Source organism: Agrobacterium sp. V1 (genome assembly GCF_030518355.1).
GTDB lineage: Bacteria > Pseudomonadota > Alphaproteobacteria > Rhizobiales > Rhizobiaceae > Agrobacterium > Agrobacterium cucumeris.
The window spans coordinates 2324987-2342691 of the sequence record NZ_JAULSF010000001.1 but is presented as its reverse complement, the minus strand read 5'-3'; the positions used below and the strand labels follow the sequence as shown (position 1 = coordinate 2342691).

Below are 17705 nucleotides of genomic sequence, written 5' to 3'. Positions count from 1 at the left end.
GGCACGTTATCGCAGGGTTTGTTGTCTGTCTATGCTTCTGAAACATCGAATTGTGCAGCAAATTCAAAGCCGGCTTCTGAAACGCGATGGCTTGCCTGACGGCTCTTGTTTGGCGATATGTTAACGAGCGTTTCTGGATGAGGATCCATGTCCGACAAGAAATATTATGACGCGCAGCTGGAGAAAGCCCGACAGTTGCAAAATGACGGCCAATATGCGGAAGCGCATGCGCTTCTCCTATCTCTGGTTGCGGCAAAAGACGGGTACCTGATGGGTGAGCGGACGGTGCTCGGTCTGCCGCGCCGGCTGCATGCGGCGCGGCTGCGTCTTGCCAAGGCGGAAGGCGATATGGTCGCCAGGATCGGTTACCAGTATACGCTGGTGCCGCCGCCTCATGTGCTGGCGAAATATGCACAGTTTTCACCGGAAGAGCGCCGCACGATCAATCTCAAAAGCAGGGAGGATGTGCCGCGGTTCATCCACCAGATATGGATCGGTCAAAAAGCCCCGCCGGTATCGGTGGGCGCCTGGGCAGCTCATGCCGCGAGGCACGGATATGGCTACCGTCTCTGGCGGGAGGCTGATCTTGAGCGGGAAGGCGTGTTTGCAGACGCCGTCTTCAAGACCATGCTGGATCAGGGAGATTATCCGGGCGCGGTGGACGTGGCCCGTTATATTGTGCTGGAACGATTTGGCGGCATCTATCTAGACTGCGACTGGTATCCGGCGCGGGACGATGTGAGCTTCGAGGCTTTCCTGCCTCTGGTGGGGCTGACGGCATTCGATGAAAAAACGCCGCGTGATACGGGGCAGGGCAGCATGCTGCTTGCCAATTCCTTCATTGCTTCCCCGGCAGGCCATCCGGTTTTTCGCAGGATGCTGGAGGCGTTTCCCGGTGTCCTCCAGGAAATGCCGCGCGCACCGGCCTGGTGGTCAACCGGACCGCTGATTTTTACCGTCATCGCCCGGGAGGGAAGCATCAGCCTTGCACCGGCGTCGTTCGTTGCGGCGTCTCTTGCCGATCATACGCCGGTTGCGGTGGTCGAAGCGCTCCGGCAGAAGCTCAACGAGATGAATGGGTTGCTGATCGCCTGGAAATCATGGTGAGATTTCGTCTACGAGGTCTCCGGAAGAGCGCCATCGAGCTGCGGGATGATTGTTGGTTGCTTCGAAAAGCCGCCCCAGAAATCGCCAGACATTCTCGTCATGCACGAGATGATGGGTGAGGATGCCGGTGGTGCCGCCGTCTTCGGCGGTCCTCAGGATGCGGGCAGCGGTTTCGGCGAAAAGGATATCGTCGTTGCGGCCGCCTCGGCTGCCGTGCCAGTCGATCACGTCGACATGGGTGTTCAGACGGGGCGGCAGGGTGTTTTTCTCCGGGCCGAAAACGGACAGGGCGCGATATCCGAGACCCGCCAGTCCATCGACGATAATGCCATCCACGCGGTTCCATGGCGGCACGAGCATCGGCACGAAACGTGTGCCATGCAGGTCGTGGAGTTTATCCAGTCCGGATTGTAATTCGTCGAGAACAAGGGAAAGCTCCCGGTGAGCGCCAAGTTCCTGTTTCTTCTCACCGTTCCCGGCATAATTTGTGTGCGACCAGCCATGCACGGCCACATGGGCAATATCTGACGCATCCAGATATTGCGCGAGCCTGTCCGTCGTCATTTCGGGAATGACGGCGAGGGTTACCGGAACGGAAAAGCCGCGGCAAAGATCAAGCAGCGTATCGAGCGCGGATGTCGGCTCCACGGCATCGTCGTCCCGAAGCCAGAGATCGGCGGTCATGCCGCGCCGGCTGCATTCATCCAGCGCTGCAACCAGTTTTTCCACACTCATGATCTTCGCGCCTTTGCTTGCAGCAGGATATGGTTCAGCTCTGTCGCGGCGTTTTCCAGGGATCGTTCATTGACGACGAACTGGCGGGCCGCTTTTGCCAGTTCTTCGCGCTGCCTGTCATTGCCGAGCAGGGTCTTGATCGCGTCGGCATAGGCGGCTGTATCATTTTCCGGTGTCAGTAATCCTGTGGTGCCGGATTTTACCACTTCGGGAACGCCAGCCACTTTTTCGGCTACCACCGGCAAGCCGGCGGCCTGTGCCTCAAGATAGGCAAGACCATAGGCTTCGCCATGGCCGGGCCAGACATAGAGAGATGCTTTTGAAAGAAGTGCGGCGATGTCGGTTGCGGTTTTTTCGCCGTGCCAGACAAGACGATTTTCGGGAAACGTGTTGAACATCGCCTGTACAGTTGCGCGTTCCGGCCCGTCGCCGATGATATCCAGTGTCCAGTCGAGATCCTGCGGTAACAAAGCAAGTGCTTCGGAAAGCGCGCGATAACTGTTCAGCTTGTCGCCCGCCCGTATCATGGCGACGGTGATGAGCCTCCCCGGCTTCGGGTTTGGGGCATTCGCAACAAACTTTTCGGTATCGATAAAGGGTGGCAACATTGCAGAGTGCAGGGTTGGAGACGCGCGCAAAAGCCCTTCGCGATCCCGCGCGGTGAAGCAGATATTGACCGCGGCCGCGTTCAATGCGGCCAGCAATTCATCCTGTATCGCCTGCCAGCCCATGGCATTGCGCTTTGGCGAATAGGAGGCCTCGGCGGTGACGTAGGCAATATCGAACCGTCTGGCGAGTTCCGGCCCGAGCAAATCCGGGGCCTTGTAGTAAGGGTGGTAACAGAACCAGAGGTCTGGCGCGCCTTCCAGTTTCCAGCGCTTGGTAATCGCCTCGATTTCACGCTCGGCTGCATCGGCAAGCGAGGTTCGTGCCGGGTCATCCGCCTGTTTAAGAAAGCTGCGCAGTTCGGAAGCAACGAAGACCGAGTGGCCGCCCATCGTCATCGCCTGCATCAGCAGGCGGGCCATCAACCGGTCTCCGGAGGGAACGGGATGGTTGGGCGATTTGAGCGGCGAATAAAAAGCGATCTTCATGCCGATGGTTGTGCGTTGGCGGCGGTTCCTGCGTCAACCGGAATTTGAAAGGGCCGAGCCTTGACAGCCCGGCCATTCTTGCCCAACTGAAAGGCATCTTTTGCACATGCGCGGAGCGTGACACGCTTTGACTTTTTCTGACATTTCCCAGAACCTGCTTTCCAGCATCGAAAATAAAACCGCCAAGGCGGGTGTGATCGGCCTTGGTTATGTCGGCCTGCCGCTCGCCATGACGGTCGCCAAGGCCGGGTTCAAGGTCGTCGGTTTCGATATCGACCCCGGTAAAATTACCGCGATCGATGCGGGCCGCAGCTATATCGAGGCGGTATCCGATGAGGTGCTCACAAGTGTCAGGCAGGACGACGGCTTCGTCGCGACGGCCGATTTTGCCCGACTGGCCGAATGTGATGTGATCGCCATCTGTGTGCCGACGCCGCTGACAAAATATCGCGAGCCGGACCTTTCCTATGTCGAAAAGACCTGCCGGGATATTGCCGCGCATCTGCGCAAAGGACAGCTCGTGGTTCTGGAATCGACCACCTATCCCGGCACGACCGATGGGGTGGTGAAGACCATTCTGGAGAGCCGCGGGCTGGTTTCCGGCGTTGATTTCTTCATCGGCTTTTCGCCCGAGCGGGAAGATCCCGGCAATCGTGATTTCGAGACTTCGACCATTCCGAAGGTCGTTGCCGGTGATGGCGAAGCGGCTGGAAAACTGATGGCCGCGTTTTATGGATCGGTTGTCAAAAAGATCGTGCCCGTTTCGACAAACGCCACGGCCGAGGCGGTGAAAATCACCGAAAACGTCTTCCGTGCCGTCAATATCGCGCTCGTCAATGAACTCAAGGTCGTCTACGAGGCCATGGGCATCGACATATGGGAAGTGATCGACGCGGCAAAAACCAAGCCTTTTGGTTTCATGCCGTTTTATCCCGGTCCGGGCCTTGGCGGCCACTGCATACCGATCGATCCGTTCTACCTCACCTGGAAATCACGCGAATATGAATTGCCGACGCGGTTCATCGAGCTTGCCGGGGAAATCAACACCGGCATGCCCCGTCACGTCGTCGGGCGGGTTGCGGAAGCGCTCGATATTCATTCCGGCAAGGCGCTCAGCCGTTCGAAGGTTCTGGTTGTCGGTCTCGCCTACAAGAAGAACGTGCCCGACATTCGCGAAAGCCCCTCGCTGAAGCTCATCGAACTTATCCAGGAGCGCGGTGGCGAGGCCGCCTATTATGATCCGCATGTGGCGGAAATCCCGAAAACCCGGGAATACAGCCACCTAATGGGCATGAAATCGGTGCCATGGGACAGTCGGACGATCGGCGCTTTCGATGCCGTTCTCGTGGCGACCGACCATGACAATGTTGATTATGCCGCGCTCAGTGAATGGGCGCCGCTGATCATCGACACGCGAAATGTCTTTGCGCGGCGAGATATTGCTGCAAAACACATCATCAAGGCCTGATACGGACGGACCATGAGCAGACTGGACAGTTTTATTCGCCGGTTGACCGCGCAGCGGGATATTCTCAACCACCTCGCGGCTGATCTCGATCTGCCAGAAGAGGGTGCACTGATGGAAATCGGTCTCGGAAACGGACGCACTTTCAATCACCTGCACGAACTGTTTCCCAGCCGTCGTATCATCGCTTTCGACAGGGCCATGGGTGCGCATGCCTCGTCGGTTCCGGCCCCTGAGGATCTTGTTATTGGTGAAATCTCGGAGACCGCGCCTGCCTTCATCGGTGCAGATGCGGCGATGGTTCATGCCGATATCGGCACGGGCTATCCGGAAAAGGACGCGGTTACACTGACGTGGTTGCCGGATCTTGCCGCGGGCGTTCTGGCGAAAGGCGGCATCGCCGTCAGCGGTCTGCCGCTGGAGCATCCCCTGCTGAACCCGCTGCCGGTGCCGGAAAGCGTGCCAAGGGACCGCTATTTTCTCTATCGCAAGATTTGAACCTGCGCAGGTAAACAGCAACCGCCCGGGCCTTGTCCTAGAGATAACGTTCGCTCTCTTCCTTCGAGAGCAGGAAAACTTTCATCTGTGAGTTCCGTCCGCGGATGGTGATCTGTTCGCTGCGAAGGTCGGCGATATCCTGCCCTGCCTGCGTTAGCGCCGGTTCGGAAACAACGATGGCTGCGCCGAATTCCTTGGCCTTGGATTCGAGCCGGCTTGCGACATTGACGGTATCGCCGATGGCCGTCAGGGTTTTTGCGGCGCCATATCCCATGACACCGACGATGCTTGGGCCGGCGTGAATGCCGACCACAACTTCGAGACGGACGGCGAATTGTTTCTCCAGCCCCTCGTTCAAGATTGCGATATCGCGCAATATGGTGGCAGCCGCCTTCATCGCATTGCGGCAGGCATGTTCCTCGCCCTCTCCAAGTCCAAAAAGGGCCATGGCTCCATCGCCGATGAACTTGTCGAGATGGCCGCCCGCGTGCTCGACGGCCTGGCCAACGATGGTGAAATAACGGTTCAGGAGGAAGACAACATCATAGGGCAGCTTCGCCTCGGACAGCGTGGTGAAGTTACGCAGATCGCAAAAGAGGATGGCGATTTCCTCTTCCCGGCCGGGGCGGGCCAGCTGCGCATCGACCGGCAGGTCGCTCTGCTGGGGCGGCGAAACGAGAAGCGCGATACCAAGATCGCTCGTGGGGCGTAGCTGACAGCCGAGCCTCACATCCGAATCGGCATGGATGCGTCGCAATGTGGTTTGCTCTATGTCTCCGGGCGGCGGAAGCGGGCCTTTGCTGTTCAGAATCTTGACCCGACAGGTTGAGCAGCGCCCTTTGCCACCGCAGACCGAATAATGCGGTATGCCCGCAAGCCGGCTGGCCTCCAGAATGCTCAGCCCGGCCGGCACACGCGCCTGCGCGCCATGTTCGTAGCGGATTTCGATGGCCGTCAACCGTTGCCGCCAGCTGCGCACGCCGCGCAGGACGAAAACCAGCATTACCGCGCCGATAAACGACGTTTCCGCCGTCCCGGTGATGAACCGAATCTGCGTCTCCATTTCCCGTTGCAGCGGTAACTCGTCTTTTTGAATGGTATTGTCGACGAGCCCCGGAGGAAGCGCATATTTTTCGTCGATCTCCGCCAGCCATCGGCCGGCATCGCTGAAGCCCAGCAGCGCCAGAAGCGGCAGCATCACCGCCACCGTCATGAACAGCCCGGCTATGCGCGGGTACCAGTCGCGGTAACGTAGCCAGAAATACAGGCCGATGCATCCGTGGACCCAGATGACGATCAAGGCGAGGCTTTGCCACGCGCCCTGTATCGGGTTGTTGATCCACAGCCTGCGGATGACCGAGTAGTAGCCGACATCGATGCCATAAATCATATGCGACACGCGGATATTGACGGCGTGGCCGATGATCAGAAACGGGATCGACAGGCCGAAAATGACCTGAAGCGCTTCGCGCAACGGCATGCGCAATGTTCTGCGCAGATAGAGCGAGCGCAGAACAAGGCAGACATGCACCAGAACCGAGCCATAAAAAAGCAGGCTGCTGATGGGGTTGAGCCAGATGAGGCTGAACCATTTTCGGGCCCGTTCGGCGGTGTCTATGGAGATGAGTGCAAGGGAGTGATTGAAAAGATGGGAAAATACAAAAGCAAATATGATGAGACCGGATAAAATCCGGGCCCGTCTCAAATTGGTCTCCGAAAAGAAACGGATCATGCAAATCCCATCATGTGGTCGCTCAGCGCAGAATCATCATTTAATAAGCCGTGACGTCCTTAGTGCAGGGAATCTCGTGGCAATATCGTGGAGCAAAAGGCTGGCAACGGTCAATTGTGCGTGTTCGAATGTCGCCGGCGCATGTCCTGTTTAAAAAGGAGCCGTTCGGTATGCTCTCGCCCTTTGTTTTACGCATCGTCCGGACATAAAACCGCTGCGCATTTTATTGGAAATTTTCTGGACGCACGATCGCAATCGCGACTTGGGGACGCTGCCAGGCACCCAAACTTTCGCCGTGACCAGGAGGTTGCGGTGACCGCGATCAGAGTTCGATTATCTGGCCGTCCATGGCAGCGAATGCACCACCGAACTGGGCTTTCGCCTGTTTTTCGATACTGTCCAGCTCCTCGTCGCTGCGACTTGGGGCATGGTGTATGAAACCGACATTTTTTGCATCGGCCAGTTTGGCAAGGCGGATCGCCTGTTGCCAGGACGAATGGCCATAACCGCGATAAAGGCCCATTTCGTCGTCGGTGAACATGGCGTCGTAGAGGAAAAGATCGACATCCCTGATCAGATCGAGCACGGTTTCGTCGATGCTGCCCGGCTCATGCTCCGTATCGGTGATGATGGCGAGGGATTTTCCTTCCCAGTCCAGCCTGTAGCCGATGGCATTACCGGGATGATTGAGCATTCCGGTTCTGATTGAAAGGCCGGGGCGCGGGTTGAGCGTGTCGCCGGGCATGAAGTCCCGCGTCACCATTTTTGCGCAGCAAACCTCCAGCGGCACGGGGAACCAGGGTGGGCTCATGAAATCCTTGAGCATTTCCCGCGTTGTCATGATGCCGGCCAGGTGACCGGACCAAATAGCGACGTCGTTGCAGCTGTTGTAAAACGGCTTGAAGTAGGGGAAGCCGACGATGTGATCGTAATGACAGTGCGAGAAGAACAGATCGACGTTGGTAATGCCTTCCGCCCGCAACGCCAGACCGGCGGGATGTAGCCCAGACCCTGCATCGAACAAAAGGACATGATCTCCGCATCTTACCTCGATGCAGATGGTATTGCCGCCATATTTTCGGAAGTTTTCACCTGAAACAGGAAGCGTTCCCCGCGCGCCCCAGATCTTTACCCGAAAATTTCTATTACTTTCCCGACTTGCTGTGTCGGAATCGAACGCCATGACACACCCCAATAACAACGGAATCTTACACGCTTCCCCCATGAAGCCCGTTGTCTCTACAGATTTTTATATCCGCCTTCTGGCGGATGCCTTTACCTCTTATTCAGTCAGCATTTCATTTATATTGCAATGGTGCGACATTTATTTTTCTAATATCGCCCGTCGGGGTAGCAAGGAATTGCCACTCATGTTCTGGCGCTTGCGCGCGCCTTGCTCAGTTCCGTCGTCGTCTGGGTGAGGCGTTCGGCAAGAACGCGCATGACTTTTATGGTGATATCCGGGAAATCGGACATGAGCTTGAAGAACTGCTCCTTGCCGATCCGCAGGGCTTCGACATTGGTGGAGGCGCGCACGGTTGCGGTTCTGACGCTGTCACAGAGGATGGCGATTTCGCCGACGATGGCGTTGCCGGTCATTTCCGCCACTTTCAATGTGCCTGATGGGGAATCGACCAGAACATCCACCTTGCCGGTCAGAACCACATAGGCCGCATCGCCGACATCCCCCTGCCGGAACAGCACGTCACCCGTATGATAGGACACCCGATCCGATGCAAAAGCGAGTAGTTTGAGCTTCGACGGTTCCATTTCCGAAAAAAACGGGACGCGTTTCAGCATTTGAATTTCGTCTTTGAAGAGCATTGCCTTACCCTATTCTTGTTCCACCTCGGCCACGTTCTTGGACTTATGTTGCGACCATGTCCTTGAATGTACCGTTTTCCTGCGCCAGAGTCTCGTAACTTCCGTCGGCGGTGATTAGTCCCTGGTGGACGAATATGACCCGGCCGAACATGCGTGAGAGCGTTGCATTCGACAGAACCCATATGATTGACGGGTTATTGTTGTTCTGTTTCAGGAGTGTGATGACCCGCTCGACAATTTCCTCCTGTTGTCGGGGATCGAGGCCGGGAAGGGGGCGATTAAAGACGTAATAGTCGGATTTGCGGATCAGCGCGCGGGCAAGATTGAGCTTCTGACGCTGCAGCGGACCAAGCCGCTTGCCGCCGGCACCGAGGTTGAAATCGAGGCCGACCGCCAAAACACGCTCGTAGACGCCCTGCTTGCGCATGACATCGGCGACGATGTGGGTGATACGCCGCGAGGCATCGGTATAACGATGGCTGACCTTGCCGAAGAGAATATTGTCCAGCAGGCTGGTGGCGCTCATATATTTCGTCGGATCGTAGATTTCGATGATGTTTTTCAGGCTGTCGGGCAGGTTTTCATGGAACATGTGCCGGACTTCGACGATCCTGTTCATGATTTCCGGCGACAAAAGGCCGAAACGCTGCCGGGGCTCGATGTAAAAGAAGCTCAGCCGCAGCATCGCGCGTTTTTCGCTCTCATTGGCATCATCGAAACCACGGCCCTGCAGGCGCTGCAACATCTGCTGATAGACCGGAATGTCATCGGGCGTCATGAATGTGAGCTGCTGGAAGAAGGGATGGTCTCCCGGCAGATCGGCGAAGATTTCGACGATGTTTTCGGCGATCGTGTAACCCATCTCGAACAGGGTTTTGACAAGACCGGTTTCGCGCATCAGCGAACGGAAATAATCGCTTTCGATGATGGTCCGGATCGTCTGGGAAGAGTCTCGCATGGTGCCGAACAGCAGGTTTTCGCCGACCGTCGCTTCGCTGTTGTAGCTCTCAAGCTCGAAAGGCGCGATGAGGCCGCTCAAGTTCTCTTTTTCCAATTCGGCGCGCAGCACATGCCGCAGTTCCACGATGCGGGCGGCAAGATGCAGGTCGGTCAGGGGGTCGATCGACGAGCGCAGTGCAAATTCGAGGATATCCTGCGACAGCTCCACGCTGTCGAGCACGGCCAGGATTGCGCGAATGAGATTTTCCGGTTTGCCGTCACCGGACGGGCTGGAAGCGTAGTCGATCCATTCGCTGTTTATGTCGATCAGCGGATTGCCAGCCATCTTGGCTTCGCGGATTTCCCACTTGCGGTGTTCCAGAGCCGCACCCTCATAGTTTTTGTCTGCGAGCGGGGCGTGTTTCAGGCCGTAGAGCAGATTGTCCATCAGGCTGGCATGGAAAAAATAACTGTCCGAGGAGACATAGGAGATGCGCCGTCCCGTCAGTGATTCCGGCAGTTCCAGTATGTCGACATCATTGATGCTGATCTTGCCGGAGGCCGGCCAGAGTGTCCGACCGATCGCATCCGCAAGCGCTTCGCCTCCCGCGCCGCCGACGATGGCGATGACTTCACCCGGCTCGATCTTCAGCGATGCCTGCTCCAGAAGCCGGCTGCCGCTGTCGTCTTCCAGTGTCAGATTGGTGATGACGATCGGTGCGGTGATGGCTGCGACGGTTCCCGGCGACAGTTTCTGCACGTTCTCTTCGATCATGTTCGGGGCATTGAACTGTTCGAAGACCTGCTCGTATTTCACCTGCACATCTTGACGTGCCTGATCCCAGTCGATCAGTTCCTTCAGCGGTCCGGGCAATTCCTTGTAGGCGTTGATGACGGCGACCAGCTGGCCAACATCGAGGCTGCCCTTGAGGGTGAGATAACCGCCAAGCGCATAAAAGAAGAAGGGCGTAAGCTGCGCGAGGAAGTTATTGATGAATTTGACCAGAAACTTCCACTGGTAGAGATCGTAGCGGATCTTGAAGATGTCGCCGAGCCGGTGGGAGGCGTCGGCGCGCTCGAAATTGGACGTATCATAGGCGTGGATGGTGCCGATGCCGTCAACCATTTCGCCGATGCGCCCGGCAAGCTGGCGCGCGCTCAACTGCCTCTGGCGACCGAGTTCAATGAGGCGGCGGCGCATCTTGGGGATGATGCCGACCTGAATGGCGGCCATGAATGCAGCGATCAGACCCAGCCAGAAATTCTGCACGAGGATGAAGAAGAGAGCAGAGAGTGCCTGACCGCCGAGAAGCGCTGGCTGCACGAAGGCGTCGCCGGTAAAACCGCCTAGCGGTTCAACCTCGTCCTTCACCATGCTGGAGATCTCAGCGCCCTTGACCCGCTTGAAATGGCTGGGCGGGAAGCGCAGGATCCTGTCGATCAGCTCAAAGCGGACGCGCCGGAGAAGCCGTTCGCCAAGGCGCCCCTTGAAGGTATTGATGTAATATTTGAAAAGCCCGTTGATGACGACAAGCGCAAGGAATGTCAGGCTGAGCGCCATCAGCATCGACATGCGGTTGAGTTCGAGCCCGGGGAACAAGGTCACGGTGCCCCAATAAGGGATATCGACCGTGAGATGCATGAAAAGCTGTGTTGCGTTCGCCCCTTCGAAACCATCCCCCTGAATGGGGCCGTTGACGATCTGCTTGGGCAGATCGAAGGCGAGGAAATAGGGGATCATGGACAGGGCCACGATCAGCAGAATGAAAAGCTGCTGCCGCCTCGTGTGCGACCAGATATAACGCGTAAGGCTTTGTTCCATATAAAACTTCTATGACCTGTCGGGGCAAGCCCGGGGTGTTGGTTTGCGCGGTGTCTAGACGATCCGGTGGGCGGGTGGCGCAAGCTCCTCCTGCAAATAGGTACGTGACTCGCTATTTATCAGTATATTCAAGCGGTTTCGAGCAAAATAGCATCCGCATCGAGGCTTACCCGCCACACTGAAAGATTGTTTTTGCAACCCATGTGTCGCAATCCATATAAATGCGACAGTATTTTTAGAATTCTCTAATGTTATTGTTTTTAGTGTAGAACAGGCGTTAAGACACTTGGGTATAGTGATCCCATAGTGGTTGAGCCAGACGCTGGCGCAATAGTGGCAAGGTCGATGGCGATAGATATTTCAGAGCGTGCAGGCGGCGAACCTCCCCTTGAGTCACGGCAGCGTTTCGACATTGCAGCGGATGGAATGATCGCGCATCCCGTTTCTTTTGAAGGGCTTGCCGGTATTTTTCATCCGGCGCGCAAAGATGTGCAGCGGGATCATGCGGTTCTTTTCGTCAGCCCGTGGGGCATGGAAGAGCTGTGCAGCCGCAAGTTTCAGCGCGTTCTGGCCGAGCGGCTGGCCGCTTCCGGCGTTGCCAGCCTGCGATTTGACTATCTTGGCTCAGGCGACGCGCTCGATCCGGACGATGTGGGTCGGGCGGCGGACTGGCTTTCCGACACGCGCGCGGCGTTTGAGTATCTGAAGCGTCTTTCCGGCTGTTCCGGGGTTGTCGTTGTGGCGCAGGGCCTCGGTTGCGCGATTGCAGCTCAGGCACTTGCCGGCACTGCACCCGCCGGTTCCATGGCTCTTCTGGCGCCGGTCGTCTCCGGTCGCGCCTATCTGCGTGAACTGGCGATGTGGTCCTCCATGATTGACGATGGTCTTGGTCTGTTGCCCGCGCAACGCTCAGTACAGCCCGGGGCGATCGCCGGAATGACCATGCCTGTTGGTGTTGCGGATACGATCAAGAAGATCAATCTCTCCGGTCTTGAAACTGTTCCGGCCCGCAATGTCCTTGTGCTTGCGAGAGCCGGTCGTGTGACCGACAGTGATCTCGCCAGACATCTCGCGGCGCTTGGCGGTGAGGTGAAAGAGGCGGCGTTTTCGGGTTATGACGATCTCGTTTCCAGCCCGACGCTTTCGAAAATATCCGGCGATGTCGTGAACCGACTGGTGGATTGGGTCTTGTCACAGACCCATGCCGGGAACCCGGTTACATTCCCTGAAGATTTCACCATCAACGCGCTGCAGCGCGGCCAGGGTTTTTTCGAACAGCCGGTGCAATTTGGCGAGGGCGGACGGCTTTTCGGCATCTTTTGCGAGCCGGACCATCGCCAACCGGTTTCTTCGGTCCTTCTGCTTGGCGCGGCCTATGACCGGCATGCGGGCTGGGGCAGGCTTTCCGTGCAGACCGCCCGTGCCCTTGCGCGTGCCGGTGTCGCTTCGCTGCGCTTCGATGCCGCCAATATTGCCGACAGCCCGCCGGTCAAAAACGTGCCGGATCAGGTTCTTTACGATGTCTCGCAGAATGACGATGTCTCTGCCGCTCTCGATTTTCTCGAGCGGCGCGGTAAAGGTCCCTTCATCGCGGCCGGCCGGTGCAGCGGCGCCTATCTCGCTTTCAACGGCGCGCTTGCGGATGGTCGGATCAGCGCAGTCGCTGCGGTCAACCCGGTCGTCTTCCACTGGCAGAAAGGCCGCTCGGTCGATGAAGCCTTGCACAAGCGGCCGCGTTCGTTTGGGGAGTACAGCCAGCGTTTTCGCCAGGGGGCAACGTTCAAGCGTCTCTTCAGCGGCGATGTGGATGTCATCAGTGCCGGGCTGAATATCGTCAAGGCAACGATGAAGAAGCTTTCGACAAAAACGGCAAGGCTGTTCCGCCGGGGCAGCGAAGAAGGGCGCGCCGTTTACCATGCTTTCGATTCACTCAAGGCAAAGGGCACCGCTGTCAGCCTGCTCTATAGCGACAATGACGACGGGCTTGAGCATTTTCGCTATTATTTCGATGCCGACGGTCGCGGGCTTTCGGTCTATCAGAATGTGTCGCTGACAATTATTGCCGATGCCGACCACAATCTTTCGACACCGGAAGCGAAAACGATCTTCATCGATGCGGTGACGCGATTGGCTCTAAAAGGAGAAACGCCGGCCGGAGCCCAGTGATACCACGTCTCCGGACGGTGGCGTTTCGATTGTCCCGGCCTCCGGCACAAGATTGATTGTCTTGCTCTCGCCGGGGGCGAGATGGAACCAGTTTTCCGAGGCACGATAGCCTTCCGCCGACACATGGACGGATTGCGCCAGCCGGTCGGTACCGATTTCGAGCGACCAGTTGCCGTTGGTTTCGCTGATACCCGAAGACAAATTGGCAGCATGCAGCGCTTTTTTCCGGCCGAGCGGAAAATGGAAGGCGTCGGCGATAACAAGCCCGGTTGCGACATCACGAAGCCGGGCGACCGTGACATCATGGGATGGCGGGCCGAAACGATAGGCATAGGTCGTATCGAAAAAGGCGCCGAACAAATCGGTCGCGGCAATTACCTGGCTCTGCCGCGGCGAGAGCGTTAGCGGGCGTTTGGCGTGCACGACTGGCTGCATGCCGTCGCGCAGGCATGTCAGTTCCAGCATGGCGTCCAAGCTCTCGCTGGTTTCGTTGATGAGATGGATGTTCAGCCCGTTGGTGCCTTCATCGGAAAGGCTGAGCTGGATGGGGCGGAACGCCCGCTTCAACGCGTGCCAGACGGATTTGGGTCGGCCGGTGGCGTCGATGATACCCCAGCCAGCACCGGGAACGAGATCCTGCAGGGTCCAGACCAGCGCGCCCCGACAAGAGGAACCGCTGCGCCGCCATTCGGCGAAGGTCGCTTCCATAACCTCGGCCGTTGCTGCACGGGACATGTCGAGATAAAGCCCGCCATCCTCGCGTCGCAGAACGTCCGGCTCAACGTCGTAAAGCAGCTTCAGATAATGGTCGCGAACATCTTCGAAATCCCAGGACGCGCCGCGATCGCGCGGCGTGCGGGCTTTCCAGCGTGGATCGTGCACGGCCACGCCGGGAAGATATTTGTCCAGCGTTTCCTGTTCGGGAATATTGGAAAAGGCCAGGCACTCGGCGGCAAAGCGTACATCGGCGCGGCGGGCATCTTCGAGCGGGCGGCAATAGGCGCCCACACCATAATAGTGACCGACCCCGGCATTGGGGAAAAATGGCAGCGCGCCGCCGGAGGGGGAGTTGGTGACATAGGCCGCATCCGGCCGTTTCTCAGCCAGCACATCCGGAATAATCTCCTCGGTGAGCGTCGCCTTCCATATGTGTTCCGGCAGGCCGAGCATGGCGCCCTGCTGGTACATCTCGCTGCCGCCGCAGAAAACGGTGAGGGATGGGGAAAGCGCTGTTGTCTCGAGGAACTGCGAGATTTCCGTAACAATATGCTGGCGCAGGCCGTCATCCTTTGCCGGGTAATCGAAATTGGCAAGCATGGCGTCCTGCCAGACCATGATGCCCAGTTCATCGCAAAGCGCGAAGAATTCCGGCGTCTCATAGGCCATGGTGCCGCCGATACGGATCATGTTCATGCCGGCTTCGGCTGCTTTTTTGAGCCATGGCTCGTAGTCCGGCCGTGTTCCCGGCAGGCGCACGATGTCGGCCGTCGTCCAGACTGCGCCGCGGCAGAAGACGGGTTGGCCGTTCACCTTGAGCCCGAAACCGTTGCCATCCTCGTCGTTATCGATCTCCACCTGGCGGAAACCCGTGCGCCCGAGCCTGTGTTGCTTGCCGTCCAACTCCAGAATGATGTCGTGCAGCGCGGGTCTGCCATGGGTGTGCGGCCACCAGATTTCGACACCGGGTATGAGCAGTTCGCCGAGGAGTTTGCCGTCTTCGCCCTTTGAAAGATTGATGCTGTAACCCGCGCAAATCACCCGTGCGGACTGGATGTCGCGGTTCGCTTCGAGATCGATACTGACCTTTCCCGTGCCGGTATCGTCAAGCGAAGATTGCAGGGTGCAAAGCACGCTTTCCTGCTTGATGAGGCTGATGGGTCGCCATGGGCCAGCGGCATGGATTTCCGGGCACCAGCCGGGCATGTGGCCGAGCGCGGTGGTGCGGATCAGCCGCAACCCCTGTGTGTTCATCATCTGCGGACGCCAGCGGGCGCGCGGACCGGTTTTTTCGAGCCGTGGTGCAAGCGCCCGGAAACAGATCGAAAGTTCGTCCGCGCCTGTGAGCGTGACTGGCACTTCCAGCCTTTCGAACATGCTTTGGCTGGCGGCGATCAGCTCACCGTTGAAGAAGATTTCCGCAATGGTTGCGAGGCCGTCGAAGCGCAGTGTGGCCCGTTCCCGCACATCGGAAATCATCGTCAGCCGATACCAGGCATCCCTGTCGTTGAGCGTGACAGGAGCAAGACGATCGAATTTCCCGGCATCTTCCAGTGCCTGCGCCACCGTGCCGGGCACGGAGACGTGCAGGCTTTCAAGCGTTGCGGGGATGTCAGACGGGGTTTCGCAGGCATCGGCGGGCGTCAGTGTCAGCGTCCAGCCTTCACTCAGAAACTCCTCGCTTTCGCCCGGAAAATAAGTCCTCACGCGGCCTCGCTGGCGTCAGATAGTTTCGCCGCAAGGCTTTCCATCAAGCCATCCCATGCGTCCGCTGCCGGATCGAGCACGGATGCCAGCGCATCGAATTTGCGGCGGGTGACAGCGCGGGCAAGCTGGAACTGCACGGTCTTGGCGACCTCGGAGATACGCAGCGCGTGGTCTCTTGCTTCAGAAAAACCGTCCCTGTCCAGCCATTCGAGGTGGCTTGCCGCCAGTTCGAAATTGGCGCCGAGCTGGCGCAGCGTGTTGAAGGCATATTTGTGGAAAAAGCCGAAAGGCCTGTCGGCAACCTTTTCCACCTGCGCCGGAAACATGGCTGAAAAGGCCCTGACAGGATTGGCGGATGGACGCCGCGAAAAATGAAATTTCAGCAATCGCTCGGCCGTCTTGCGAATATGGGCCGACGAAGGATTGCTTTCTGCGAATTTCGCAAATTCGGTGTAGGGCAGGAAGGGTGGGTCGGTCTCGGCCAGATGGTGCTGGAACAACCCGTCGAAATCCTCGCCCGACAGATGGAAAAAGCCGGCATTGTGGAAGTAGTCTAGTTCCCGGTTCGCCAGATCGAGCCGGTTGATGGCGACGGTGGTTTTGCCGTGCTCCTTCTGATAGCCCACCCCATGGGTGTCGGGCATATAGAAGCTGTCCATCTCGACCAGGCAGATGCGACCGCGTTCCAGCTGCGCCTCGATGTGGTTTTCCACCCGGTCGAAGATCGCCAGTTCGGTGGCGCGAACGCCATAAAGCGCTTCGAGATCTTCCAGCGGCACCTTGAAGAAGGTGAACTGGTCACCCTCAAAGTCCTGCGTCAGGGTGAAACCGAACATGGCTTCCGGCGGCAGGCCTTTCGAGGCCAGAACCTCGATCCACAAATCGATGTAGCAATTGGTTTCCGGCCACATTCTTTCGGAAGAATGGAGCGGATGTTGCACATAGTTCTTGGGATCAAGGCCCGGAAAAATCTGCCGCATGGATAATCAGCCCCAGAGGGTTCCCACGACCTTTGCAGGCCATTTCTTCACATCCAGACCATGATGCGCAAACAGCGCCAGAGCGATACGCTCAAGGCCGAAACCGACGCAGGCGGTATGGGCGACATCGCCGTTGGCGAGGTTCAGACCCCATTTCTGGCCGAAGGCATCCTGATGGTAGTTGAAGCTCATGCAGGCTGTCGGGTTGGTCGTCGATGTGACCGGGATCAGCAGTTCGAATTTCAGGTTCTGATCGCGCTGGTTGTTGGCGAGCATCTTGCCGGCGCGGCCGAAGAAAGGATCGTTGGCGACGTCGATGGTGACGTCTAGACCGACCGCCTTCATCATCTCGACGCCGCGATCCATCCAGGTCTGGCGGAATTCGGTGACGTCGGACTCTGTGCCCATGCAAACATATTCGCGCATGCGGAAAAGCTGCTGGCGCGCCGGATCCTTGGAGGGTTCGTGGCGGAAGCAATAGGACTGGATGTCATAGAGACCGCCGCCGGCGGGCAGCGCGCCGCGCTTGGCGATCGTCGGATAAAGCGGATAGCAGGCTGCCGGCGTCAGCACGATGTCTGTGGCTTTCTGGTCCTTGGTCCAGTCTTCACCCTCATCCAAGCATTTCAGAAGGCTGACATGGTCAAGCTCGCAGCCGCAGAAGGAGTGGACCGTGCCGGCCAGCTGCGGGAAGCTTTTCATGTAGCCGCTTTTTTCAAAATAGGCGCGGTTGATGCCGGGCGGAAAACGGATCGCCTCGGCGCCATCGGCGGCGCCCGTGCGGTCGATCAGCCGCTCGAATGCGGCAATCACGTCCTCGAACTGGCCGCTGCGTCCATAAAGACCGTCCACACCCGTTTCAATCAGCAGGCCTTCTTCGAACAGTCGATCGAGGAACGATGTTTGCATGTCCATGGTC

General features: G+C 58.0%; 13 protein-coding genes. 4 read left to right on the top strand and 9 right to left on the bottom strand.

Annotation, left to right across the window (positions count from 1 at the left end; all coding sequences use genetic code 11):
• The first annotated feature begins 147 nt into the window (after positions 1 to 147).
• Complete coding sequence (locus QSV77_RS11365) at positions 148 to 1107, top strand: glycosyltransferase family 32 protein (protein WP_302733547.1); 960 nt, start codon at positions 148 to 150, stop codon at positions 1105 to 1107.
• Here the strand turns inward: QSV77_RS11365 and QSV77_RS11360 are convergent.
• Both QSV77_RS11360 and QSV77_RS11355 read right to left on the bottom strand, forming a co-directional pair.
• On the bottom strand, positions 1099 to 1842 hold the full coding sequence (locus tag QSV77_RS11360) for a polysaccharide deacetylase family protein (RefSeq protein ID WP_302733546.1): 744 nt from the start codon (positions 1840 to 1842) through the stop codon (positions 1099 to 1101). The genes QSV77_RS11365 and QSV77_RS11360 overlap by 9 nt on opposite strands.
• On the bottom strand, positions 1839 to 2936 hold the full coding sequence (locus QSV77_RS11355) for a glycosyltransferase family 4 protein (RefSeq protein WP_302733545.1): 1098 nt from the start codon (positions 2934 to 2936) through the stop codon (positions 1839 to 1841). The genes QSV77_RS11360 and QSV77_RS11355 overlap by 4 nt, the downstream gene beginning before the upstream one ends.
• A gap of 127 nt (positions 2937 to 3063) precedes the next feature.
• On the opposite strand from QSV77_RS11355, the gene QSV77_RS11350 reads away from it, so the two are divergent.
• Positions 3064 to 4404: a nucleotide sugar dehydrogenase gene (locus QSV77_RS11350; RefSeq protein ID WP_161991393.1), complete on the top strand. Its 1341-nt coding sequence runs from the start codon at positions 3064 to 3066 to the stop codon at positions 4402 to 4404.
• Between the two features lie 12 nt (positions 4405 to 4416).
• Positions 4417 to 4899, top strand: coding sequence for a class I SAM-dependent methyltransferase (locus tag QSV77_RS11345; protein WP_142842340.1), 483 nt, complete (start codon positions 4417 to 4419; stop codon positions 4897 to 4899).
• A gap of 37 nt (positions 4900 to 4936) precedes the next feature.
• Here QSV77_RS11345 and QSV77_RS11340 read toward each other — a convergent pair whose 3' ends face one another.
• The 4 genes from QSV77_RS11340 to QSV77_RS11325 form a co-directional block, all read right to left on the bottom strand.
• On the bottom strand, positions 4937 to 6631 hold the full coding sequence (locus QSV77_RS11340) for an adenylate/guanylate cyclase domain-containing protein (RefSeq protein ID WP_302733542.1): 1695 nt from the start codon (positions 6629 to 6631) through the stop codon (positions 4937 to 4939).
• A gap of 322 nt (positions 6632 to 6953) precedes the next feature.
• Positions 6954 to 7814 (bottom strand): MBL fold metallo-hydrolase, encoded by an 861-nt coding sequence (locus QSV77_RS11335; RefSeq protein WP_142842342.1) that lies wholly within the window; start codon positions 7812 to 7814, stop codon positions 6954 to 6956.
• 185 nt (positions 7815 to 7999) lie between these two features.
• Positions 8000 to 8455 (bottom strand): cyclic nucleotide-binding domain-containing protein, encoded by a 456-nt coding sequence (locus tag QSV77_RS11330; RefSeq protein WP_046799488.1) that lies wholly within the window; start codon positions 8453 to 8455, stop codon positions 8000 to 8002.
• Between the two features lie 43 nt (positions 8456 to 8498).
• The gene (locus QSV77_RS11325; RefSeq protein WP_302733541.1) at positions 8499 to 11216 is read right to left on the bottom strand and encodes an ABC transporter ATP-binding protein; all 2718 of its coding nucleotides are present in this window, start codon (positions 11214 to 11216) and stop codon (positions 8499 to 8501) included.
• A gap of 345 nt (positions 11217 to 11561) precedes the next feature.
• Here QSV77_RS11325 and QSV77_RS11320 point away from each other — a divergent pair, with 345 nt between their 5' ends.
• Complete coding sequence (locus tag QSV77_RS11320) at positions 11562 to 13382, top strand: alpha/beta fold hydrolase (protein ID WP_302733540.1); 1821 nt, start codon at positions 11562 to 11564, stop codon at positions 13380 to 13382.
• On the opposite strand, the gene QSV77_RS11315 is transcribed toward QSV77_RS11320, so the two are convergent.
• The 3 genes from QSV77_RS11315 to QSV77_RS11305 are packed head-to-tail and all read right to left on the bottom strand — an operon-like array spanning position 13350 to position 17701.
• Positions 13350 to 15806 (bottom strand): glycoside hydrolase family 2 protein, encoded by a 2457-nt coding sequence (locus QSV77_RS11315; protein WP_302733539.1) that lies wholly within the window; start codon positions 15804 to 15806, stop codon positions 13350 to 13352. The two genes, QSV77_RS11320 and QSV77_RS11315, sit on opposite strands and share 33 nt — an antisense overlap.
• Positions 15803 to 16786, bottom strand: a complete 984-nt coding sequence (locus tag QSV77_RS11310; RefSeq protein WP_302733538.1) for a DUF1839 family protein — start codon at positions 16784 to 16786, stop codon at positions 15803 to 15805. Before QSV77_RS11310 ends, QSV77_RS11315 begins: the two co-directional genes overlap by 4 nt.
• Before the next feature lie 6 nt (positions 16787 to 16792).
• Positions 16793 to 17701, bottom strand: a complete 909-nt coding sequence (locus tag QSV77_RS11305; RefSeq protein ID WP_302733536.1) for an amino acid--[acyl-carrier-protein] ligase — start codon at positions 17699 to 17701, stop codon at positions 16793 to 16795.
• Positions 17702 to 17705: the final 4 nt, after the last annotated feature.

What these genes read in the sequence shown, in the direction of transcription:
- QSV77_RS11355 (WP_302733545.1), bottom strand. Translation starts at nt 2,936, where the DNA reads ATGAAGATCGCTTTTTATTCGCCGCTCAAATCGCCCAACCATCCCGTT.
- QSV77_RS11365 (WP_302733547.1), top strand. Translation starts at nt 148, where the DNA reads ATGTCCGACAAGAAATATTATGACGCGCAGCTGGAGAAAGCCCGACAG.
- QSV77_RS11325 (WP_302733541.1), bottom strand. Translation starts at nt 11,216, where the DNA reads ATGGAACAAAGCCTTACGCGTTATATCTGGTCGCACACGAGGCGGCAG.
- QSV77_RS11345 (WP_142842340.1), top strand. Translation starts at nt 4,417, where the DNA reads ATGAGCAGACTGGACAGTTTTATTCGCCGGTTGACCGCGCAGCGGGAT.
- QSV77_RS11320 (WP_302733540.1), top strand. Translation starts at nt 11,562, where the DNA reads ATGGCGATAGATATTTCAGAGCGTGCAGGCGGCGAACCTCCCCTTGAG.
- QSV77_RS11340 (WP_302733542.1), bottom strand. Translation starts at nt 6,631, where the DNA reads ATGATCCGTTTCTTTTCGGAGACCAATTTGAGACGGGCCCGGATTTTA.
- QSV77_RS11305 (WP_302733536.1), bottom strand. Translation starts at nt 17,701, where the DNA reads ATGGACATGCAAACATCGTTCCTCGATCGACTGTTCGAAGAAGGCCTG.
- QSV77_RS11310 (WP_302733538.1), bottom strand. Translation starts at nt 16,786, where the DNA reads ATGCGGCAGATTTTTCCGGGCCTTGATCCCAAGAACTATGTGCAACAT.
- QSV77_RS11335 (WP_142842342.1), bottom strand. Translation starts at nt 7,814, where the DNA reads ATGGCGTTCGATTCCGACACAGCAAGTCGGGAAAGTAATAGAAATTTT.
- QSV77_RS11330 (WP_046799488.1), bottom strand. Translation starts at nt 8,455, where the DNA reads ATGCTCTTCAAAGACGAAATTCAAATGCTGAAACGCGTCCCGTTTTTT.
- QSV77_RS11360 (WP_302733546.1), bottom strand. Translation starts at nt 1,842, where the DNA reads ATGAGTGTGGAAAAACTGGTTGCAGCGCTGGATGAATGCAGCCGGCGC.